Source organism: Pseudomonas coleopterorum (assembly GCF_900105555.1).
GTDB classification, from domain to species: Bacteria; Pseudomonadota; Gammaproteobacteria; order Pseudomonadales; family Pseudomonadaceae; genus Aquipseudomonas; species Aquipseudomonas coleopterorum.
Window position 1 is genome coordinate 4320750 of record NZ_FNTZ01000001.1, and the last position, 21590, is coordinate 4342339.

19 protein-coding genes are annotated in these 21590 nt (G+C 64.2%); 14 read left to right on the plus strand and 5 right to left on the minus strand.

Annotated features, from left to right (window positions below; all coding sequences use genetic code 11):
* Positions 1-1260, plus strand: a complete 1260-nt coding sequence (locus BLV18_RS19440; protein ID WP_090361062.1) for a cation:proton antiporter — start codon at positions 1-3, stop codon at positions 1258-1260.
* A gap of 68 nt (positions 1261-1328) precedes the next feature.
* Here BLV18_RS19440 and BLV18_RS19445 read toward each other — a convergent pair whose 3' ends face one another.
* The 3 genes from BLV18_RS19445 to BLV18_RS19455 form a co-directional block, all read right to left on the minus strand.
* A complete protein-coding gene (locus BLV18_RS19445; RefSeq protein WP_049861430.1) occupies positions 1329-2618 on the minus strand; it encodes an OprD family porin in 1290 nt (429 codons plus the stop codon).
* A gap of 270 nt (positions 2619-2888) precedes the next feature.
* Positions 2889-3995: an agmatine deiminase gene (gene aguA, locus BLV18_RS19450; RefSeq protein WP_090361069.1), complete on the minus strand. Its 1107-nt coding sequence runs from the start codon at positions 3993-3995 to the stop codon at positions 2889-2891.
* A gap of 100 nt (positions 3996-4095) precedes the next feature.
* Positions 4096-7008, minus strand: coding sequence for an aminotransferase (locus BLV18_RS19455; protein ID WP_090361073.1), 2913 nt, complete (start codon positions 7006-7008; stop codon positions 4096-4098).
* A 219-nt stretch (positions 7009-7227) separates the two neighbouring features.
* Between BLV18_RS19455 and rfbB the strand changes: the two genes are divergently transcribed.
* The 6 genes from rfbB to BLV18_RS19485 all read left to right on the plus strand — a co-directional run bounded on the left by rfbB (position 7228) and on the right by BLV18_RS19485 (position 13469).
* Complete coding sequence (gene rfbB / locus BLV18_RS19460) at positions 7228-8310, plus strand: dTDP-glucose 4,6-dehydratase (protein ID WP_049861433.1); 1083 nt, start codon at positions 7228-7230, stop codon at positions 8308-8310.
* Complete coding sequence (rfbA, locus tag BLV18_RS19465; RefSeq protein ID WP_049861434.1) at positions 8307-9182, plus strand: glucose-1-phosphate thymidylyltransferase RfbA; 876 nt, start codon at positions 8307-8309, stop codon at positions 9180-9182. The genes rfbB and rfbA overlap by 4 nt, the downstream gene beginning before the upstream one ends.
* Positions 9179-9724, plus strand: a complete 546-nt coding sequence (gene rfbC / locus BLV18_RS19470; RefSeq protein WP_090361076.1) for a dTDP-4-dehydrorhamnose 3,5-epimerase — start codon at positions 9179-9181, stop codon at positions 9722-9724. Before rfbA ends, rfbC begins: the two co-directional genes overlap by 4 nt.
* A gap of 91 nt (positions 9725-9815) precedes the next feature.
* Positions 9816-11630, plus strand: coding sequence for a sensor histidine kinase (locus BLV18_RS19475; protein WP_090361079.1), 1815 nt, complete (start codon positions 9816-9818; stop codon positions 11628-11630).
* Positions 11627-13009 carry a sigma-54-dependent transcriptional regulator gene (locus BLV18_RS19480; protein ID WP_090361083.1) on the plus strand — a complete coding sequence of 461 codons (1383 nt, stop codon included), beginning with the start codon at positions 11627-11629 and terminating at the stop codon, positions 13007-13009. The genes BLV18_RS19475 and BLV18_RS19480 overlap by 4 nt, the downstream gene beginning before the upstream one ends.
* Entirely contained in the window at positions 13002-13469 is a 468-nt protein-coding gene (locus tag BLV18_RS19485) for a thioesterase domain-containing protein (protein WP_049861438.1), read from the plus strand. Before BLV18_RS19480 ends, BLV18_RS19485 begins: the two co-directional genes overlap by 8 nt.
* Here the strand turns inward: BLV18_RS19485 and cysQ are convergent.
* Positions 13420-14268, minus strand: a complete 849-nt coding sequence (cysQ, locus tag BLV18_RS19490) for a 3'(2'),5'-bisphosphate nucleotidase CysQ (protein WP_090362429.1) — start codon at positions 14266-14268, stop codon at positions 13420-13422. The two genes, BLV18_RS19485 and cysQ, sit on opposite strands and share 50 nt — an antisense overlap.
* A 5-nt stretch (positions 14269-14273) precedes the next feature.
* Positions 14274-14840 carry an ADP compounds hydrolase NudE gene (nudE, locus tag BLV18_RS19495; protein WP_090361086.1) on the minus strand — a complete coding sequence of 189 codons (567 nt, stop codon included), beginning with the start codon at positions 14838-14840 and terminating at the stop codon, positions 14274-14276.
* 91 nt (positions 14841-14931) lie between these two features.
* On the opposite strand from nudE, the gene yrfG reads away from it, so the two are divergent.
* The 7 genes from yrfG (at position 14932) to BLV18_RS19530 (ending at position 21539) form a co-directional block, all read left to right on the plus strand.
* Complete coding sequence (gene yrfG, locus BLV18_RS19500; RefSeq protein ID WP_090361089.1) at positions 14932-15594, plus strand: GMP/IMP nucleotidase; 663 nt, start codon at positions 14932-14934, stop codon at positions 15592-15594.
* Between the two features lie 72 nt (positions 15595-15666).
* Complete coding sequence (locus BLV18_RS19505) at positions 15667-16542, plus strand: LysR family transcriptional regulator (RefSeq protein WP_090361093.1); 876 nt, start codon at positions 15667-15669, stop codon at positions 16540-16542.
* Between the two features lie 94 nt (positions 16543-16636).
* Positions 16637-17488 (plus strand): formate dehydrogenase accessory sulfurtransferase FdhD, encoded by an 852-nt coding sequence (fdhD, locus tag BLV18_RS19510; protein WP_090361096.1) that lies wholly within the window; start codon positions 16637-16639, stop codon positions 17486-17488.
* Positions 17485-19821: an FdhF/YdeP family oxidoreductase gene (locus tag BLV18_RS19515; RefSeq protein ID WP_090361099.1), complete on the plus strand. Its 2337-nt coding sequence runs from the start codon at positions 17485-17487 to the stop codon at positions 19819-19821. Before fdhD ends, BLV18_RS19515 begins: the two co-directional genes overlap by 4 nt.
* Before the next feature lie 374 nt (positions 19822-20195).
* The gene (locus BLV18_RS19520; protein ID WP_090361102.1) at positions 20196-20669 is read left to right on the plus strand and encodes a glycine zipper 2TM domain-containing protein; all 474 of its coding nucleotides are present in this window, start codon (positions 20196-20198) and stop codon (positions 20667-20669) included.
* A 223-nt stretch (positions 20670-20892) separates the two neighbouring features.
* Complete coding sequence (locus BLV18_RS19525; RefSeq protein WP_090361105.1) at positions 20893-21183, plus strand: nucleotidyltransferase family protein; 291 nt, start codon at positions 20893-20895, stop codon at positions 21181-21183.
* Positions 21180-21539, plus strand: coding sequence for a HepT-like ribonuclease domain-containing protein (locus BLV18_RS19530; protein WP_090361108.1), 360 nt, complete (start codon positions 21180-21182; stop codon positions 21537-21539). The genes BLV18_RS19525 and BLV18_RS19530 overlap by 4 nt, the downstream gene beginning before the upstream one ends.
* Positions 21540-21590: the final 51 nt, after the last annotated feature.

The window sequence follows — 21590 nt, forward strand, 5'->3', positions numbered from 1 at the left end:
ATGCTCGAGATAGTCGCGACATTCATTTGCCTCACCACACTGCTCACCTACGTGAACTTCCGCTTCATCGGCCTGCCCCCGACCATCGGCGTGATGGTCACTGCCCTGATGTTCTCGCTGATCCTGCAAGGCCTGAGTTTCATCGGCTACCCAGGCCTCGAGGATCGCGTCGAAGCACTGATGAACCAGATCGACTTCGGCGACCTGCTGATGAACTGGATGCTCTCGTTCCTGCTGTTCGCCGGCGCGCTGCACGTGAACCTGGCTGACCTGCGCAACTACCGCTGGCCCATCGGTCTGCTGGCCACCTTCGGCGTACTGATCGCCACCTTCGTGATCGGCACCCTGGCCTTCTGGATCTTCGGCCTGTTCGGCTGGCACGTCAGCTTCCTGTATTGCCTGCTGTTCGGCGCCCTGATTTCACCGACCGACCCTATCGCGGTGCTGGGCGTGCTGCGAACGGCCAACGCCTCCAAGCCGCTGAAGACCACCATCGTCGGCGAATCGCTGTTCAATGACGGCACGGCAGTCGTGGTGTTCACCGTCCTGCTGGGCATCGCCCAACTTGGCGAAACCCCCACGGTTGGCGCGACGGCCATGCTGTTTCTGCATGAAGCCGTGGGCGGCGTGCTGTTCGGTGGGCTGATCGGCTACATCGTCTACCGCATGATCAAGAGCATCGAGCAGTACCAGGTCGAAGTCATGCTGACCCTGGCGCTGGTCATCGGCGGCTCGGCCATGGCTTCCGAGCTGCATGTCTCGGCGCCGATCGCGATGGTGGTGGCCGGGCTGATCATCGGCAACCTGGGACGCAACCTGGCGATGAACGACATGACCCGGCGCTATATGGACGGCTTCTGGGAGCTGCTCGACGACATCCTCAACGCCCTGCTGTTCGCCTTGATCGGGCTGGAGCTGTTGCTGCTGCCGTTCTCCTGGCTGCACCTGTTGGCAGCCTCCCTGCTCGCCGTGGCGATCCTGCTGTCGCGGTTGCTCACCGTGGCCCCGGCGATTCTGCTGCTGCGGCGCTTTCGTAGCGTGCCGCGCGGCACGATTCGCGTGCTCACCTGGGGCGGCCTGCGCGGCGGCGTCTCGGTCGCCCTGGCCCTGGCTCTGCCCATCGGCCCGGAGCGCGACCTGCTGCTGAGCATCACCTACATCGTCGTGCTGTCCTCGATCCTGCTGCAAGGCCTGAGCATCGGCAAGCTGGTCAAGGCCGTCACCCGCGAACCCGACCCGCAGGCAGTGCGCGAGCACTGATCACTGCCCTTCTGCGCAAAACAAAAAACCCCGCGAATGCGGGGTTCTTGTTCAGTGCCGGGTCGACATCAGAAGATGTTGATCGGGTACTCGACGAAGGCGCGTACTTCGTTGCCGTCGTCGTTGTAGCCCGAGGCACGGACGTTGTCCGAAGTGCGCAGCCACGAGCCGCGCAGGCGCAGGGTCAGGTCCTTGGCCGGGCCGTTCTGTACCACGTACTGGAGCTGGTTGAAGATCTCGCGCTCCTGACCGTCGCCGGTCGGGGTGCGGATGTTGTCGCCACGCACGTAGGCCACCTTGTAGGTCAGGCCCGGCACGCCAAATGTGCGGAAGTCGATGCCGTAGCCCAACTGCCAGGAGACTTCGTCTTCGGCGTTGAAGTCCGACCAGTACGAGTTGGCCAGGAAGATGGTCGAGCCACCGTCACCCACACCGCCGGCGTTCTGGTAGAAACCGTAGTTGTAGCCGGTGTCACCGGTGCTGCGCTGATGCGCCAGAGTCAGCGAGTGCGGACCGAAGGCCCAGGTAGCGGCCAGGCTCCAGATCTTGTTGTCGCGACCGGTGCCCAAGGTGCTGGCGTAGTCCTTGTCCAAGTGGGAGCGGTAGCCGTTGAAGTCGAACGTCAGCGATTGCTCGCTCGGCAGGGCCAGCACGTAGTTGAGGTTGATGTACTGCTTCTTCAGTCGATCTTCGACATCCGAGGCATACAAGGCGCCGGTCAGGCTGTCGGTGAACTGATAGCTGCCGCCGTACACGTCGATCTTCTTCAGGCCGCCACTGTCGCGGGCTTCGGCGCTCTTGCGCGCTTCCTGGGTGAAGCGCCCGGCGTTGAGCACCAGGCCGTCGATTTCCTTGGAAGTGATCAGGGTGCCGGTGAAGCTTTCCGGCAACAGGCGTGAATCGTCGAAGTTGAGCACCGGCAGTGCTGGCATCTGATCGCCGTACTTGATCACGGTGTTGGAAATACGCACCTTCACCGCTGCCCCGGCGCGGGCCAGGTCGTGGGGCGCGCTGCTCGGATCATCCGAAGTACCGCCACGCTTGAAGAAGTCGATGCCGCCAGCACCGGCGCGACCGGTACCGCCATCCAGGCGCAGAGCATACAGACCGAAGGCATCGACGCCGACGCCGACCGTGCCCTGAGTAAAACCGGAGTTGAACTTGGCGATCACGCCCTGGCCCCACTCGGCCTTGTCCTGCCCGCCATGCTTGTAGTCACGGCTGATATAGGCATTGCGCAGCAGTACATTGAGGTGGCTGTCTTCGACGAAACCCTTGGCATCGGCCTGCTCGTTGGCCATGGCTTGGGTAGCCGCCATCACGCCCAAGGCGAGGACAGCCCATTTCTTGTTCAACATCTTGTTTTCCCTAATCACCAGTGAGGACGCTACACGACCACCCGCTTGTTTTCCGTCGTTCGTGCGACCTGCGCAGCGCTCTGCAACAGGCGTTCGAACGGTGGGGCAGGGTCTATGAGGATCCGTGTGCGGGGTCGGATCCTAGCGATGGGGGACAACGAAAGTCAAAATTTCGTGAAACTTTGTGGCTATAAGAGGGTCGCGCGATGGAATAACGCCCATGAAAAAGCCCGGCATCAGGCCGGGCTTTTCAGGACGTCTCAGGCCGACTCAACCGCGCAGAGGTGCCGGCTGCTGCTGGGTGAGGCAGTGGATGTTGCCGCCGCCGAGCAGCAGTTCGCGGCCCGGCACCATGACCACTTCATGCTCTGGAAACAGCTTCTGCAGCAAGGCCTGCGCCTCGCCGTCGAGCGGATCGTCGAAGCTTGGGGCGATGATGCCGCCGTTGACGATCAGGAAGTTCACGTAGGAACCGGCCAGACGCACGGACGGATGACGCTCCTGGCTGCCGGCAACTAGATCGACGCCGTCGCATTCCTCCTGAGTGGCGTACAGAGGCCCGGGGATCGGCATCTTGTGCACCACCAGCGCCCGTCCCTTGGCATCGACGCTGTTTTCCAGCACCTGCAAAGCGGCCTGGCAACGCGGATAGTTCGGGTCGCTGGCGTCGTCGGTCCAGGCCAGCAGCACTTCACCGGGGCGCACGTAGCAGCAGAAGTTGTCGACGTGGCCGTCGGTCTCGTCGTTGAACAGGCCGTCGGGCAGCCAGATGATCTTCTCCACCGCCAGATGATCGGCCAGGATGCGTTCGATCTGCCCGCGGTCCAGGTGTGGGTTGCGATTGCGGTTGAGCAGGCACTCTTCGGTGGTGATCAGCGTGCCTTCGCCGTCAACGTGGATGGAGCCACCCTCGAGCACGAAACCCTGGGTGTGATAACGCTGGCAACGTTCCATGTCCAAGACCTTGCTGGCGACCTGCTCGTCGCGGTTCCAGGGCGCGTAGAGCCCGCCCAGAAAGCCACCCCAGGCGTTGAAGGCCCAGTCCACGCCACGGACTTCGCCACCGTGGTCGACGACGAAGGTCGGCCCGGTATCGCGCATCCAGGCATCGTCGCTGCTGATCTCGACCACGCGAATGTTGGGCACGTCCAAGCGTGCGCGCGCGTTGTCGTATTGCCCGGCAGACACACCGACCGTGACCGGTTCGAAACGCGCGATGGCCTTGGCCAGGGCGACATGCGCCGCCTGCACCGGCTTGCCACCCAGGCGCCAGTTGTCCGGGCGCTCGGGCCACAGCATCCAGGTCTGGGTATGGGGTGCCCATTCGGCCGGCATGTGGAAACCGTCGGCGCGAGGGGTACTGTCGAGCGTGGTCATGGGTCAGGGCTCCGGTGGTCCATGAAAAGGTATGGGCGCACTCTACAGGTGTCGGGCGGATCGTGAAACACGCCCGCCGTAGGACGCGCCAGCGGCGGTTTCAGCAGGTCATTTCGCCCAGCACCTGCGCCACGCTGTCGACGAAGAAATCCACGCTCTGCCGGGTAGTCACCATCGGTGGCTTGATCTTGAGGATGTTCAGATAGTCACCGGTGGGTTGCATGAAGATGCCCAGTTCCCGCAGCCGCTCGCACAACAGCGCCGTCTCCTGGGTCGCCGGCTCCAGGCTGTGGCGGTCGCGCACCAGTTCCAGACCCAGATAGAAGCCGGAACCGTGCACGGCACCTACCAGCGGATGCTCATCGAGCAAGGCCAGCAGGCGGGCCTGGAAATGCCCGCCGATCACCCGTGCATTCTCCCAGAGACCTTCCTCGGCCATGACGTCGAGCACTGCCAGGCCAATGCGACAGCTCACCGGGCTGCCACCGGCCGACGAGAAGAAATAACCCTCGGATTCCAGCGCTTCGGCAATCTCGCGGCGGGTGATCACCGCACCCAATGGATGACCATTGCCCATGCCCTTGGCCATGGTGATGATGTCCGGCACGACGCCTTGCTGTTCGAACCCCCAGAAATACTCGCCGAGTCGCCCATACCCGACCTGCACTTCGTCGGCGATGCACACGCCTCCGCGGGCGCGGACCCGTTCGTAGACCTGTTGCAGATACCCCTCGGGCAGGGCAATGCCACCGGCGTTGCCGTAAACCGGCTCGCAGATGAAACCGGCCAGTTGACGCCCCTGCGCATCCAACCGATGCAAGGCATCGTCGACACTGCGCACGTAGCCCGCAGTGCTGTCGGCGCCGCGGAACGTGCCCCGATAACTGTTGGCCGCAAGCACCGGATGGACCCAGTCCGGACGCGTGCTCAGGGCCTGGGGATTATCGGCGATGGAGGTGGAGATGGCATCGGTGGCCACCGACCAGCCATGGTAGGCCTCGAGCATGCTGAGCATGTCGCGACCACCGCTGGCCGCCCAGGCCAGCCGAATCGCCAGGTCGTTGGCCTCCGTGCCGCTGTTGACCAGAAACACCCGATCGAACCCTTCGGGCGCCAACGCCAGCAGGCGCTCGGAAAACTCGGCGATCGCGGCATAGTGGAAGCGTGAGTTGGTATTGAGCAACGACCATTGTCGCGCCGCCACCTGGGCCATGCGCGGATGCCCATGGCCAAGTACCGCGACGTTATTGAGCATGTCCAGATACGCCTGGCCGTGCATGTCGAACAGGTGGTTGCGCCAGCCGCGCTCGATCTGCGGCGGCGCCTGGTAGTAATGTTTCTGCGAACGCGCGAAGCTGGCGTCGCGACGCTGCAGCAGAAGGTCCGCGTCCGGGGGTGGCGGCGCATCGCAATCCATGCCCAGCACAAGCGCTGGCGAAGGGCACAGACGCTGCCAGGCTGCTGCCCGCGCCGGCGTACAGAACAGCGGCGGACTCAGCTCGGGAATGCGGCACAGTTGCACCAGCAGCGAACCGTCGACTCGGCCCAGCGGGGCGCCCGCCGCCAGCACCGTCCCGGCTGGGCAAGGACAATCGAGCCCCCACAGGTGCAGGCTCGCGAAGGCGCCTTCGAGCACCACGCTGGCATCGGCCAGTCGCCGCAGCGTGCCAGCCCAGGGCGCTTGCAGGGATGTGCCCGGCGGCGCCTGGACCTGCACATGCAGTGCGCAGGTCGCCGATGCCGAGCAGGTGTCGATGCGGGTACGCGAGAGGCGGTACTCGCCATACCGGGTGCAGGCCCAGCCACCGACCGCTGCGGCATCGACCAGCAGCCGTTCGTCGATATTCGCTTGCTCCCAATTGCCGTCCGCGAAATGCTCGCTGAGCACGCTCAAATCCACGGGGCAAACTGTCGAGTGCGTCACGCCGACGAACAACGGCAATATGCCATCGCTTGAAGATTCGGGTATGCTCCGAACCACACTGCTGAAAATTGCCGCTTCCATCAATTCGAATGGTTCTGCGGTAGCTATGTCGAAGATCTCCCACTCATGTTCGACATTGGCCCGGATGTAGTCGTTACCCGGCGCCACGCTCAACTGCCGGGCGCTGCTGGTTACCAGCACCGCCGCCCGCAGCACCACCAACGGCCACAGCGCACGCAACTCGGCTTCGCTCAGCGGATTGACCTGCTGATAGGCCATCACTGCCGGCAACACCGCGAACGGATCGCCATGGGCATGATGCAGCAGCGCGGCGCAGGTTGCCGCCAGGTCCGCCACACGCCAGGTGTGCACCAGATCACCAAAATCGATCAGACCCGCCAGTTGCCAGCGCAGATTCACATCGCGCTGCCAGACACTGTTGTCGTCGGTGATGTCCAGGTGCACCGCCTGCATCGGCAGATCGGCGCTCACCTCCCCCAGGCGACGCTGGGCCTCGAACGCCATTTCAACCACACGGCCACGTTGCCGTGGGTCGTCCAGCGTCGGCAACAGGCGATCAAGCAACTTATGCGCGTGGCGCGGGTCCCATTGCAGCGTGCGCGTAAGGCCTGGGTGCCGAAAGTCGATCAAGGCGCGGTCCACCTCGCCGCACAATCTGCCGATGCGGGCGATCGGTTCGGGCCCCAGGTGCTTGAGATGGGTCAGCGGCTGGCCTTCCAGATAGCTCAACACGCGCATCTGCAGGCGTTGCTGGCCAAGCGTCACGGCCACGGTGTCGCGACCGCTGGTCGCCAGCAGCACATGAGGCACTGACAGGCCACTGCGGGCCAGATGCAGCATTGCGGCATGCTGGGCAGCCAGTGCCTGACGGGCTCCCTCATCGTGACAGAACTTCAACACCCAGCGGCCCTGTGGGTTTTCGACCCGAAAATTCAGGTCCTGCTGGCTACCCAGGCTGTACAACTGGCCCTGCAGGCCGTAGTGCTCGAACAACAATGCCTGCGCCTGTTCGATACTCACCACGGGGTTGGGAAGACTGGCACGTTGCACGAGCGAGTCGAGCGGCATGAGTGAAACCTCGATGGCCTGATTTGCAAGTACTGTAGCGGTTCGCCGCGCGACATTTCCACCATCGGCAAGGTTGTCTGGCGCGACGCGATCGCGCAGGCCGGTGGCTACTGAACCATGCTGCACATTCGTTTAACCAACCGGGCTTGCACCGCCGCGCCCATCCACACAAGCTAGGCTGCAACGAATCTTTGTCAGCTAAGGAAGAAGGCTTTCGACATGCGCATTCTCATCACCGGCGGCGCCGGTTTCATCGGCTCGGCCCTGGTTCGTCACCTGATCGCCAACACCGAGCACGAAGTTCTCAACCTCGACAAGCTGACCTATGCCGGCAACCTCGAATCACTGACCGAAATCGCCAACGACAGCCGTTACGAATTCGTCCAGGCCGACATCGCGGACCAGGCAGCGGTCGCCGCCGTACTGGCGCGTTTCCAGCCCCACGCGATCATGCACCTGGCCGCCGAATCCCACGTCGACCGCTCCATCGACGGACCGGGCGAGTTCATCCAGACCAACGTGGTCGGCACCTATGCCCTGCTCGAAGCCACCCGTGGCTACTGGCAGCAGCTGCCCGCAGCCGAACGCGAAGCCTTCCGCTTCCACCATATTTCCACCGACGAGGTCTACGGCGACCTGCATGGCGTGGACGACCTGTTCACCGAAACCACGCCGTACGCGCCAAGCTCGCCCTACTCGGCCAGCAAGGCAGCCTCCGACCATCTGGTACGTGCCTGGCAGCGCACCTACGGCCTGCCGGTGCTGATCACCAACTGCTCGAACAACTACGGCCCGTATCACTTCCCTGAGAAACTCATTCCGCTGGTGATTCTCAACGCCCTGGCCGGCAAGCCGCTGCCGGTGTACGGCAATGGCATGCAGGTGCGTGACTGGCTGTACGTCGAAGACCATGCCCGCGCCCTGTTCAAGGTCGTCACCGAAGGCGTGGTCGGCGAGACCTACAACATCGGCGGCCACAACGAGCAGAAGAACATCGACGTGGTGCGCAGCATCTGCGGCCTGCTCGATGAGCTGGCACCGCAGCGTCCGGACGGTGTGGCGCACTATGCCGACCTGATCACCTTCGTCAAAGATCGCCCGGGCCACGATCTGCGCTACGCCATCGACGCCAGCAAGATCGAGCGCGAACTGGGCTGGGTCCCGCAGGAAACCTTCCAGACCGGCCTGCGCAAGACCGTGCAATGGTATCTGGACAATCTTCAATGGTGCCGTCGCGTACAGGACGGCAGTTATCAAGGTGAACGCCTGGGCTTCACCGAACCTAAGGACTTGATCGCATGATGAAAGGTATCGTTCTGGCCGGAGGCTCCGGCACCCGCCTGCACCCCATTACCCTGGGTGTTTCCAAGCAGTTGCTGCCCATCTACGACAAGCCGATGATCTACTACCCGATCTCGGTACTGATGCTGGCCGGCATCCGCGAGATCCTGCTGATCTCCACGCCCCAGGACCTGCCGCAATACCGCCAGTTGCTGGGCGATGGCAGCCAGTTCGGGATCAACATCCAGTTCGCCGAACAACCGGCGCCGGACGGCCTGGCCCAGGCGTTCCTGATCGGCGAGGAGTTCATCGGCGATGACCCGGTGTGCCTGATCCTGGGCGACAACATCTTCCACGGTCAGCACTTCAGCGATCAGCTCAAGCGGGCCTCGGCACACCCTACCGGCGCTACCGTGTTCGGTTACTGGGTCAAGGACCCCGAGCGTTTCGGCGTGGTCGAGTTCGACGAGGACGGTCGCGCACTGTCCATCGAAGAGAAACCGGCCGAGCCCAAGTCCAGCTACGCGGTCACCGGCCTGTACTTCTACGACAACGACGTGGTGCGCATCGCCAAGGACGTCCAGCCTTCGCCGCGCGGCGAGCTGGAAATCACCGATGTCAACAACGCCTACCTCGAGCGCGGCGACCTGCGCGTCGAGCGCTTCGGCCGTGGTTTCGCCTGGCTCGACACCGGTACCCACGACAGCCTGCTCGATGCCTCGCAATACGTGCAGACCATCGAACACCGCCAGGGCCTGAAAGTCGCCTGCCTGGAAGAAATCGCCTACCAGAACCACTGGATCGATCGCGAACAGCTGCTGGTGCGCGCCAAGTACTTCGGCAAGACCGGCTACGGCCAGTACCTGTACGCGCTGGCCGGAGAAACCCGATGAACGTGATCGCTACCGAACTGCCCGATGTATTGATCATCGAGCCGAAGGTTTTCGGTGACGAGCGCGGCTTCTTCTACGAAAGCTTCAACGCCCGGGCTTTCAAGGAAGCCACCGGCATCGAGCTGCCGTTCGTCCAGGACAACCACTCGCGTTCGGCCCGTGGCGTGCTGCGCGGGCTGCACTACCAGGTGCAGCATGCCCAAGGCAAGCTGGTGCGCGTGGTTGCCGGGCAAGTGCTGGACGTGGCGGTGGACATCCGCCGCAGTTCGCCCAACTTCGGCAAGTGGGTGGCCGTCGAGCTGTCCGCGCAAAACAGCCGCCAGCTGTGGATTCCACCGGGCTTCGCCCACGGTTTCGTGGTCCAGAGCGAATACGCCGAATTCCTCTACAAGACCACCGACTACTACGATCCGTCTTCGGAACGCAGCATCGCCTGGGATGACGAGCAGTTGGCGATCGACTGGAAATTGGACGCAGCGCCGTCGCTGTCGGCCAAGGACCTGGCCGGCAAGCGCCTGGAAGAGGCCGACGTGTTTCCGTGATCGCCTGTGGCAACGTCGCGATGCATGTCACCCGTGCTTCGCGGCGGTTGCCTGACGCATAATACGTCGGTCTCTCCCGGCGTGTTGTCTTATGACCTCCAGATCTTCCTCCACTCGCAGACCCCGCTGGCGCAGCCTGGCGATCCTCGCCTTGTGCCTGGCGCCCCTGTTGTGGCCGCTGGAACATTTGGCCGAGCGCTATTACAAAAGCGAGCTGGTCAGCCAGAACCGGCAGACGCTGGACCTCTACGTCGCCAACCTGCTGGGCACCCTGCACCGCTACGAAACCCTGCCGCAAATCCTTGGTGACCTGCCCGCGCTGCGTGCGCTGCTGGCTGCACCTCGCGACCCTCAAGCAACGCTAGACGCCAACCATCTGCTCAAGGACATCCGCGAACAGACCGGGGCGGAAGTCATGTACCTGCTGGACGCCGATGGTAATACGTTGGCTGCCTCCAACTGGGAGCAGCGCGACAGTTTCGTCGGTCGCAACTTCGCCTTTCGCCCCTATTACAGCGATGCCGTCGCCGGACGCCTGGGGCGCTTCTTCGGGCTTGGCACCACGTCGGCAAAACGCGGCTATTTCTTCGCCGCCGCCGTACATGACCAGGACAAGGTCATCGGCGTGCTGGTGGTGAAGGTCGACCTCGACCACACCGAAACCCTGTGGGGCAAGACCCCCGAACAGCTCCTGCTCACCGACCACAACGGCGTGGTCATCCTCACTTCGCGCCCCGAATGGCGCTTCCGGGCCACACGCCCGCTCAGCGATGGCGAGCGTCAGGCCATCGTCTCGATCCTGCCCTACCCCACCCGCGACCCGCAGCCGCTGAATCTGGACGCCGACGCCTGGCTCACCCAGACGCGAACCATCGCCGAAACCGGCTGGAACGTCAGCATCCTCGCCCCCAAGACCTTGCTCGATCGCCCGGTGCGCACCGTCGTGGCGGTGGGCGGAGCCCTGCTCCTGGCATTGATGCTGCTGCTTGGCCTGATGATGCAGCGTCGCCGCCACTACCTCGAACGCATCGAATTCGAAGGCCGCACTCGGCACGAGTTGGAAACGCGGGTGGTAGAGCGCACCAGCGCACTGGAAGGGCTCAACAGCAAGCTGCGCCAGGAAGTGCTCGAGCGCGAGCAGGCCCAGCAGGAGCTGGTGCGTGCCCAGGACGAACTGGTCCAGGCCGGCAAGCTGTCGGCGCTGGGCACCATGTCGGCCAGCATCAGCCACGAGCTCAATCAGCCCCTGGCAGCCATTCGCAGCTACGCCGAGAACACCGAAGTGCTGCTCGACCACGAGCGCATCGAGGATGCGCGGGGCAACCTCAAGTTGATCAGCGAACTGACCGGCCGCATGGCGTCGATCATCGCGCACCTGCGTGCCTTCGCCCGCCGCGACCGCCACGCCCTGGAAAGCGTCGCCCTGCAGCCGGCCCTCGACGATGCCCTGGCGCTGCTCGCCAAGCGCCGCCGGGCCATGGCCGTCGAGCTGATCCGCGACCTGCCCGATGCGCCGCTCTGGGTCCAGGCCGGCGAAACCCGGCTGCGTCAGGTGCTGGGCAACCTGCTGGCCAATGCCCTCGATGCCCTGACCGAAAAAGCCACGCCACGCTGCCTGTGGCTCAGCGCCGAACAGACGGCCGACGGCGTGGAGCTGCGCATCCGCGACAACGGCCCCGGCTTCACCAGCGAGGCCATGGCCCGGGCCCGCGAGCCATTCTTCACCACCAAGACACGCACACAAGGGCTTGGCCTGGGCCTCGCGATCTGCGATACGCTGATGCGCGCACTGGGCGGCGAACTGCTGCTGTCCAACCATCCCCAAGGCGGCGCCCTGCTGATCCTGCGTTTGCGCGCCGGAGAGCCGGGCGTCAGCCTGCAAGCCCCCGAGGACCCATCGGCATGACCAGCGACAGCGCCATCGACAGCAAGATCCAGGTCGTGCTGATCGACGACGATCCCCATCTGCGTCAGGCCTTGAGCCAGACCCTGGACCTGGCCGGCCTCAAGGTGCTGGCCCTGGCCGATGCCCAGGGCCTGTCCGCGCGCATCGAGCGCGACTGGCCTGGCGTGGTGGTCAGCGATATCCGCATGCCGGGCATCGACGGCCTGCAATTGCTCGAACAACTGCATGCCCGCGATACCGAGCTGCCGGTCCTGCTGATCACCGGGCACGGCGACGTGCCGCTGGCCGTGCAGGCCATGCGCGCCGGGGCCTACGACTTCCTCGAAAAACCGTTCGCCAGCGACGCGCTGCTCGACAGCGTACGCCGCGGCCTGGCCGTACGCCGCCTGGTGCTGGACAACCGCAGCCTGCGCATGGCCCTGAGCGATCGGCAGCAATTGAGTACGCGACTGGTCGGCCAGTCGGCCTCCATGGCACGCCTGCGCGAGCAGATCGGCGCGCTGGCCGGGACCCGCGCCGACGTGCTGATCCTGGGTGAAACCGGCGCCGGCAAGGAGGTCGTGGCGCGCGCCCTGCACGACCTGTCCAGCCGCCGCAGCGGGCCTTTCGTGGCGATCAACGCCGGCGCCCTCGCCGAATCGGTGGTGGAAAGCGAGCTGTTCGGCCATGAGCCCGGCGCCTTCACCGGCGCGCAGAAACGCCGCATCGGCAAGTTCGAGTTCGCCAACGGCGGCACCCTGTTCCTGGACGAAATCGAAAGCATGAGCCTGGACGTACAGGTCAAGCTGCTGCGCCTGCTGCAGGAACGGGTGGTCGAACGCCTGGGGGGCAACCAGCAGATCCGCCTGGATATCCGGGTGATCGCCGCGACCAAGGAAGACCTGCGCCAGGCCGCCGATCAGGGACGCTTCCGCGCCGACCTGTATTACCGCCTCAATGTCGCCTCGCTGCGCATCCCGCCCTTGCGCGAGCGGGGCGAAGACGTGCTGACGCTGTTCCAGTACTACGCCGATGCCGCGGCCGAACGCCACGGCGTGCTGGCCAACGAACTCTCCGCAGCGCAACGCGCGTTGTTGTTGCGACACAGCTGGCCGGGCAACGTGCGCGAACTGCAGAACGCTGCCGAGCGCTTCGCCCTGGGCCTGGAGCTGGCGCTGGACAACGGCGAGCCCGGCCCGGTGGAGATGACCCGCACGGTCACGGGCGGGCTCAGCGATCAAGTCGAGCATTTCGAACGCGCCTTGATTGCGGCCGAGATGAGCCGCTCGCACACTTCCGTTCGCAGCCTGGCCGAAGCCCTCGGCATCCCCCGCAAGACCTTGCACGACAAGCTGCGCAAGCACGGCCTGAGCTTTGGTGGAGGCGAGGAACATGAGTGAAATCCAGGCCCTCGAGCGGCTGCTGCATCATGACATTCCGCTGACCGGCGACATGGGCCTGCGCGTGCGGGCCTGGGACAACCATTGCCTGCGCCTGCATGTGCCGCTGGCCCCGAACGTCAATCACAAGAGCACGATGTTCGGCGGCAGCCTGTACTGTGCCGCCGTGCTGGCGGGCTGGGGTTGGCTACACTTGCGCCTGGGCGAGGCCGGCCTGAGCGGTGGCCATATCGTCATCCAGCAGGGCCAGATCGACTATCCCCTGCCGGTGGCCGGCGACGCCCTGGCCGTGTGCGAAAACATCGACGAGGCCCTGTGGCAGCGCTTTCTCAAGACCTACCGACGCCATGGCCGGGCGCGTCTGCAACTGCAGACCCAGGTGCTGGATGGCGAGCGCTGTGCGGTCACGTTCAGCGGTCAGTACGTGGTAGTTGCGCACACCCCGCCTGCGCCAGCGTAACCAGCGACTGACGCCAGGGCACATTGCTGGGCAGCGCCAGGAACGACGGATTGAGCAGTGACTCGCGGGCCGCATAGACAAACGGCTGTCCGTCGATCTGCAACACTTCGCCACCCGCGCCTTCGAGCACGCCCTGGGCCGCAGCGGTGTCCCACTGCGAGGTTGGCGCCAGGCGCGGATAGCAATCGGCGGCGCCTTCGGCCAACAGGCAGAACTTCAGCGAGCTGCCGACACTGACCAGCTCCAGCGGGCCCACCACGGTGCTCAGACCGGCCAGCAGGTGCTCCTGTTCGGGGCTGGAATGTCGCCGACTGGCGACCACGGTAAACGCGCTGCCGGGCGCAGGCACACTGCGTACGCCGATCGGTTGGGCCGGTTCTCCGCCCGCTGCATGCCAGGCACCCAGCCCGGCACCGCCATAGTAGGCACTGCCCGTTGTCGGCACGGTGACCACGCCGAACACCACCCGACCGTTCTCGATCAACGCGATGTTGACGGTGAATTCTTCGCTGCCGTTGATGAACTCCTTGGTGCCGTCCAGCGGATCGACCAGCCACCAGCGGGTCCAGCGTTCACGCACCGCGAGGGCGATGTCTGCATCCTCTTCGGACAGGATCGGGATATCGGGCGCCAGCGCCGTCAACCCGTCGACGATGATCTGATGCGCCGCCAGATCGGCGGCAGTCACCGGCGACTCGTCGGCCTTGGCCATGACCTGCACATCGGCCCGCCAGAACGGCAGGATTGCCGCGCCGGCCTGATGGGCCAGCGCCACGATTTCGGGCAACAGACGTTCCATGTCGCTCACAGGCTGAACACTCCGCGCTGGATCAACAGGTCGCGCGCCAGGTACAGGGCGGCCAATGCGCGGCCTTCGGAAAACTGCGGATGCTGGGCCAGGCCGGCCAGGTCACGCAGGTTGACCCGTTCGACGCGCATCGGCTCCGGCTCGTCGCCCTCGAGCCGCTCCTCGTACAGCCCCTGCGCCAGCACGACCTGGATCTTCTGGCTCATGTACCCCGGCGACAGCGACAGTTCGGTGAGGTGCTCCAGTTCACGTGCGCCGAATCCGGCCTCCTCCTTGAGCTCGCGGTCGGCGGCCGCCAACACGTCTTCGCCCGGCTCGATCAAACCCTTGGGCAACGACAATTCATAAGCATCGGTCCCGCCGCAATATTCCTCGACCAGCAGGGCATGCTCGGCATCGGCCATCGCCACGATCATCACCGCACCGTAACCAGTGCCGCGGCCCACCAGACGCTCGTAGGTGCGCTCCACGCCATTGGAGAAGCGCAACTGCACTTCCTCGACACGGAACAGGCGACTGCTGGCAACGATTTCGCGGGCGAGGACTTCGGGTTTCTGGCGCATCGGGCAGCTCCTGGACGTGAACGGGTTACTATACCGTGGCTTGGCCTGCGGCAGGCCACCCTTGATCCACCACTGCCCGAGAATCTTCGCTATGCCTTGCCTCGCCTGGAGCACCATCGACACCGTCCTGCTGGACATGGACGGCACCCTGCTCGACCTGCATTACGACAACCACTTCTGGCTGGAGCATCTGCCGCAACGCTATGCGCAGCTGCACGGGGTCAGTCTGGCGATGGCGCAGTTGGAGCTGCAACCGCTGTTCACCGACAACGCCGGCAAGCTGAACTGGTACTGCCTGGATTTCTGGACCCGCGAGCTGAACATCCCGGTGCGCGAGCTCAAACGCGAAACCGCCGAGCTGATTGCCCTGCGGCCCGACGCCGACACGTTCCTGGCCGCCATCAAGCAGGCCGGCAAGCGCGTGATCATGATTACCAACGCCCACCGCGACTCGCTGTCGCTGAAACTGGAGCGCATCGAGCTGGCGCCCTATTTCGAGCGGATGATCAGCTCTCACGACTACGGCTACCCCAAGGAAAACGCGCAGTTCTGGGACGCTCTGCAGGCCGACATCGGCTTCGACCCGGCGCGCAGCCTGTTCATCGATGACACCCTGCCCGTGCTGCGCAGTGCCCGGGCCTACGGGATCAAGCACCTGCTGGCGGTCAGCGAGCCCGACAGCCGCAAGGGCGCCAAGGACACCGAGGAGTTCGCGGCAGTGGGTGACTACCGCGAGCTCATCGCGGGTTTGTGACCCGCCCGGCCGGCCAGGGACCTACCGCCAGCGCGTGTCGCTATACTGCGCATCGCCAACCCAGGAGCGAGCATGGACATCAAGCAACTCAAATTCCTCATCGCGTTGGATGAAACCCGGCACTTCGGCCAGGCCGCAGCGCGCTGTCATATCACCCAGCCGACCCTCTCGATGCGCCTGCGCAACCTTGAAGAAGAACTCGACTTGCCGTTGGTGAAGCGCGGCCAGCGCTTTGAAGGTTTCACCGCGCCCGGCGAGCGCGTGCTGGCTTGGGCGCGTACCGTCCTGGCCGCCTACGATGGCCTGCAGGCCGAAGCGGCGGCGTGCCGCGGCCACCTGGTCGGGACGCTGCGTCTGGGTGTGGTGCCACTGTCCAGTTTCGACCCGGTGCCGCTGCTGCAGACCCTGCACGGCGAGCACCCCAACCTGCGCTTCGAACTCAGCTCGCTGAGCTCCGAGCAGATCCTCGAACAGCTGGCGAGCAACCGCATCGACCTGGGCGTCTCGTTTCTGGAGCGGCTGGACCAGGAGCGCTTCGAATCGCGCGCACTGGGCGAAACGCGCATGGGCCTGCTGTTCGATCAACGTCACTACGATTTCGGCGAGCAGGCCCTGAGTTGGGAAGCCCTGACCGAACTGCCCCTGGGCATGCTCACCACTGGCATGCATTTTCGCCAGTCCATCGACCACAACTTCCACTCGCGCGGACTCGCACCGCAACCGCTGCTGCAGACCGATGCCGTCCATCAATTGATCCAGGCCGTTCACGGTGGCCTGTGCTGCGCGATCATGCCGTTGGCGGGCGGGCTCGAAGGCTTGACCGAGCACCTGCGCCTGCAACCCATCGCCGAGGCCCACACGCTGGCGCCTCTGGGCTTGATCATGCGCCGCGCGGCGCCCCGTTCGGCACTGGCCGAAGCCTGCTTTAAGCTCTACGACGCGCCATGATCAATGCGGTCTATCGTCGCATCGGTAATAGCAATTAGACGCTAGGCAATCCTGCGCCTAGGCTTAAAGCTGAATTCATTGCCGGTCCATTCCCATGAACGCCAAGCACCCGGCCAGCGCGGTGCCCGTTTCTACCTCGGCTGCCCCTCTCGCCAGTCCCACCGCCAGCCAGACCTACAGTTACTGCAGCTTGAGCCTGGACGAACCCGGCAGCACGCCACTGGCCGAAGAAGTGGCGCTGGCGATCGCCTACAACGGCATCAGCCAGGCCGTCATGCTGGTCACCCCCACCGACCTCGAAGACTTCGTCACCGGCTTCAGCATCGGCAGCGGGATCGTGGCCGGCGCCGATGAAATCTATGACATCAAGCTCAGCGGCGCAGGCTCGGCACGTCATGCCGAGGTGCAGATCGCCAATCGCGCCTTCTGGAACCTCAAGACCCAACGTCGGCAATTGGCCGGCAGCAGCGGCTGCGGGCTGTGTGGCGTAGAAGCCGTCGAACAGGCATTGCCTGACCTGGCGGTATTGCCCGGCGCGGCCCTGCCGCCAGCGCAATGGCTCGAGGGCCTGCGCCAGCGCATCGGTGTCTTCCAGCCACTGGGCCAGCGCAGCGGCGCGGTCCACGCGGCGCTGTTCATGGACGCCACCGGCACCCTGCTGTTGGGCCGCGAAGACATTGGCCGCCACAACGCGCTCGACAAAGTGATCGGCGCCCTGGTGCGGCAGAACATCGACAGCACCGGCGGGCTGGCCATCGTCACCAGCCGCTGCAGCCTGGAACTCATCCAGAAAGTATTGCGCGCCGGCATCCAGACCCTGGTCAGCCTGTCGTCGCCGACCGGCCTGGCCCTGCAATGGGCACGCCGGCACAACCTGAACCTCATCCACCTGCCGCAGCACAGCGCGCCGCGGGTCTATAGCCCTGCGTTGGAGAATCAAGCGTGAGCATTCACAATCAAGCCGACAAGACTCCTGTTCCTCGCTACAAGCCCTACAAGGGCGCTGCCGGCGGCTGGGGCGCACTGATCAGCGTGACGCAGTTCTGGCTGAGCAGCGACAACGCCCTTAAGAACATCCGCACCATGCTCAAGACCAACCAGAACGGCGGTTTCGACTGCCCGGGTTGTGCCTGGGGCGACTCGCCGGAAAGCGGCATGGTGAAATTCTGCGAAAACGGCGCCAAGGCCGTGAACTGGGAGGCGACCAAGCGTCGCGTCGATCCGGCCTTCTTCGCCAAGCACAGCGTTACCTCGCTGCTGGAGCAGAGCGACTACTGGCTCGAATACCAGGGCCGCCTGACCGAGCCGATGGTCTATGACGCCGCCATCGATCGCTATGTCCCGATCGCCTGGGACGACGCCTACGCGCTGGTCGCCAAGCACCTGCTCAATCTGGAAAGCCCTGACCAGGCCGAGTTCTACACCTCGGGCCGGGCCAGCAACGAAGCGGCGTATCTGTACCAGCTGTTCGTGCGCGCCTATGGCACCAACAACTTCCCCGACTGCTCGAACATGTGCCACGAGGCCAGCGGCGTGGCCTTGTCGCAGAGCGTCGGAGTGGGCAAGGGTACGGTGACGTTCGACGACTTCGAGCATGCCGATGCCATCTTCGTTTGGGGTCAGAACCCCGGCACCAACCACCCGCGCATGCTCGAACCGCTGCGTGAAGCGGTCCAGCGCGGCGCGCAGGTGGTCTGCATCAACCCGCTCAAGGAGCGTGGCCTGGAACGCTTCCAGCACCCACAGCACCCGATCGAGATGCTCACCAACGGTGACCGTCCGACCAACACCGCCTACTTCCGTCCGGCCCTGGGCGGCGACATGGCGATGATGCGTGGCATGGCCAAGTTCCTGCTGCAATGGGAGCGCGAAGCCCAGGCCAACAATGCGCCGTCGGTGTTCGACCACGACTTCCTCAATGAGCACACCGCCACCGTGCTCGAATACCTGGCCGCGATCGATGACACGTCCTGGGAGCATATCGTCGAGCAATCCGGCCTGCCGCTGGAAGATATCGAACTGGCCGCGCGCATGTACCTCAAGGGCAAGAACGTCATCATGTGCTGGGCCATGGGTATCACCCAGCACCGCCACTCGGTGCCGACCATCCAGGAAATCGCCAACCTGATGCTGTTGCGCGGCAACATCGGTCGTCCAGGCGCAGGTCTGTGCCCGGTTCGCGGCCACAGCAACGTGCAGGGCGACCGCACCATGGGAATCAACGAGCGGCCACCGGCCTTTCTGCTCGATGCCCTGGAGAAGCGCTTCGGTTTCAATGTGCCGCGCACCAACGGCCACAACGTGGTCGAAGCCATTCATGCCATGGCCGAAGGTCGGGCCAAGGTGTTCATCGCGCTGGGCGGCAACTTCGCCCAGGCCACGCCGGACAGCACCCGCACGGCGCAGGCACTGCGCAACTGCGATCTCACCGTGCAGATCAGCACCAAGCTCAACCGCAGCCACCTGATGCACGGCAAACAGGCGCTGATCCTGCCGTGCCTGGGCCGTACCGACATCGACCAGCAGAGCGAGGGCCCGCAAGCGGTCACCGTGGAAGATTCGTTCAGCATGGTGCACGCGTCCAACGGCCAACTGCAGCCGCTGTCCAAGCAGATGCGCTCCGAACCGGCGATCATTGCCGGCATTGCCGCCGCCACGCTCGGTGCGCAGCCCGTTGACTGGAACTGGCTGATCGCCGACTACGACCGCATCCGCGACCTGATCGCCGACACCCTGCCCGGCTTCAAGGACTTCAACGAACGCCTCAAGCATCCAGGTGGGTTCTATCTGGGCAACAGCGCTGGCGCACGTCGCTGGAACACGCCTACCGGGCGCGCCAACTTCAAGCCCAACCGCCTGCCGCTGGACCTGATCGACGAGCGAGTACGCGCCACTGGCCAGGTGCCGGATCTGATCATGCAGTCGATGCGCTCTCACGATCAGTACAACACCACCATCTACGGCCTGGACGACCGCTACCGCGGCGTACGTGGCCAGCGTGACGTGTTGTTCGCCAATGAAGCCGACATCATTCGTCTGGGCTTCCGCCCGGGTCAGAAAGCCGATCTGGTATCACTCTGGGAAGACGGCCGCGAGCGCCGCGTGAAGGGCTTCACGCTGCTGGCGTTCGACATTCCGGCCGGTCAGGCAGCGGCGTACTACCCCGAGGTCAACCCGCTGGTACCGCTGGAAAGCGTCGGCGACGGCAGCAGCACGCCAACTTCGAAGTTCGTCGCCATTCGCCTGGAGCAACCCACCCCAAGCGCTCGCATCGCCTGAGGCCCCACGCAAACCCTTGTCGCGGCTCGTGCCGCGACAAGCCCTCATGCCAATCAAGGGTGAACGCTACCCCTGTAGCAGCGGCGCAAGCCGCGTAGCCCTTGATCTTGACCCTACCCCTCGGCCGCCCCAAAAAGACGCCTCTCCTGTAGCAGCGGCGCAAGCCGCGTAGCTCTTGATCTTGCCCTTAACCTTCAACGCCAGCAAAAGACGCCACTCCGGAAGTACGTGCGACCACCCTCTCCGCTCAAAGTTTCCCCATGAAAGTTCAGAATCTCAGAACTGCGCACCCATCGTGCTTTCCATCACATCGCGCTTGTCGGACGACCGATCGCATAGCAAAGTCGCGCCGTCATCCCTCTGAGATCTGATCGATGAAATTTCCCTCGATACTTTTGTTGACCCTCGGCCTGGTAACAGGCGCTGCCTCTGCTGGCAGCAACACCGAAGCCGGTGTAGGGGGCGCATTGGGTGGGGTACTGGGCGCGGTGGTCGGCCAGCAACTGGGCGGCAGCACCGGCTCGACCATCGGCGCAGGCCTGGGTGGTGCGGCAGGTAGCGCAGTCGGCGCCGACAAGCGCAGCCGTGGCCAGGCCGCCATCGGTGGCGCCCTGGGTGCTGCAGGCGGCAACGTGGTGGGCCGCAACGTAGGCGGCAGCACCGGCGGCCTGATCGGCGCCGCCACCGGCGGTGGTGCCGGCGGCGCGCTGGGCAACTACATGGGCACCTCGTCCGACCGCGACGATCGTGACGATCGCCGCTATCGCGGCCACGACAACCGCGGCAAATGGAAACACCGCGACCGCGGCCGCTATGTCGGCCACAACAAGCATTGGCGTGATCGCTAATTGCTCATACAGCAATATTCACCCAGTCATCTCGCTTGAAAACTTCCGCGCTCTGGCGAGCGCGGCATATAACTCACCCGCCGCGCTCACTTGTCGCTCCCATACCTCTTTCAGCTATAGTCAACGCCTGATCAGTTCCGTCACGGGCTGATGTCGTGCCATGGACCGAGCCACAGCCATTCGTTAATCGAGAGTGGACCGGTGCTCACTTCAGGAGACCTTCATGAAACCGTCTGCCGCGCTTGCTCTGAACAGGACCGCTGTACGCGAGGCCGTTGGCCGCTACCGAAGCGCCAACCCCAGAGTATTCGGATCAGTCTTGGCGGGCACGGATACCGAGGGCAGTGATCTTGATCTACTCGTCGATACCCTGCCTGGGGCAACATTGTTCGACTTAGGCGGGCTACTGGAAGAACTGGAGGAGCTCCTCGGTGTTTCGGTAGATCTTTTGACCCCTGGCGATCTTCCTATCAAGTTTCGTGACGACGTATTGACCCAGGCTGCACCCGTATGACACGCCTTGGGCTCGAAGACCACCTAGCCCAAATGACTACGGCAGCACAGGACGCGTTGACGTTCGTGGACGGTCTGGAACTGGAAGATTTTCTGGCGGACAAAAAGACCCAACAAGCCGTGACCATGAGTCTCGTTATCATCGGCGAGGCGGCTACCAAGGTGCTTGCAATGCATTCGGAGTTTGCAGCCACGCACCCGCAGGTGCCTTGGAGGAGCATGCGCGGCATGCGCAACAAGATTGCGCATGGTTATTACGAGGTAGCGTTCGACGTGGTGTGGGATACGATTCACGAGTCACTTCCTGCACTGTTGACCGCACTCAAAGCGCTACCACACTGTGACTGTTCTTTTTGAAACGGGTATCCCACAAAAAACCGCCTTGAAAAAGGCGGTTTTTTTTGTTTC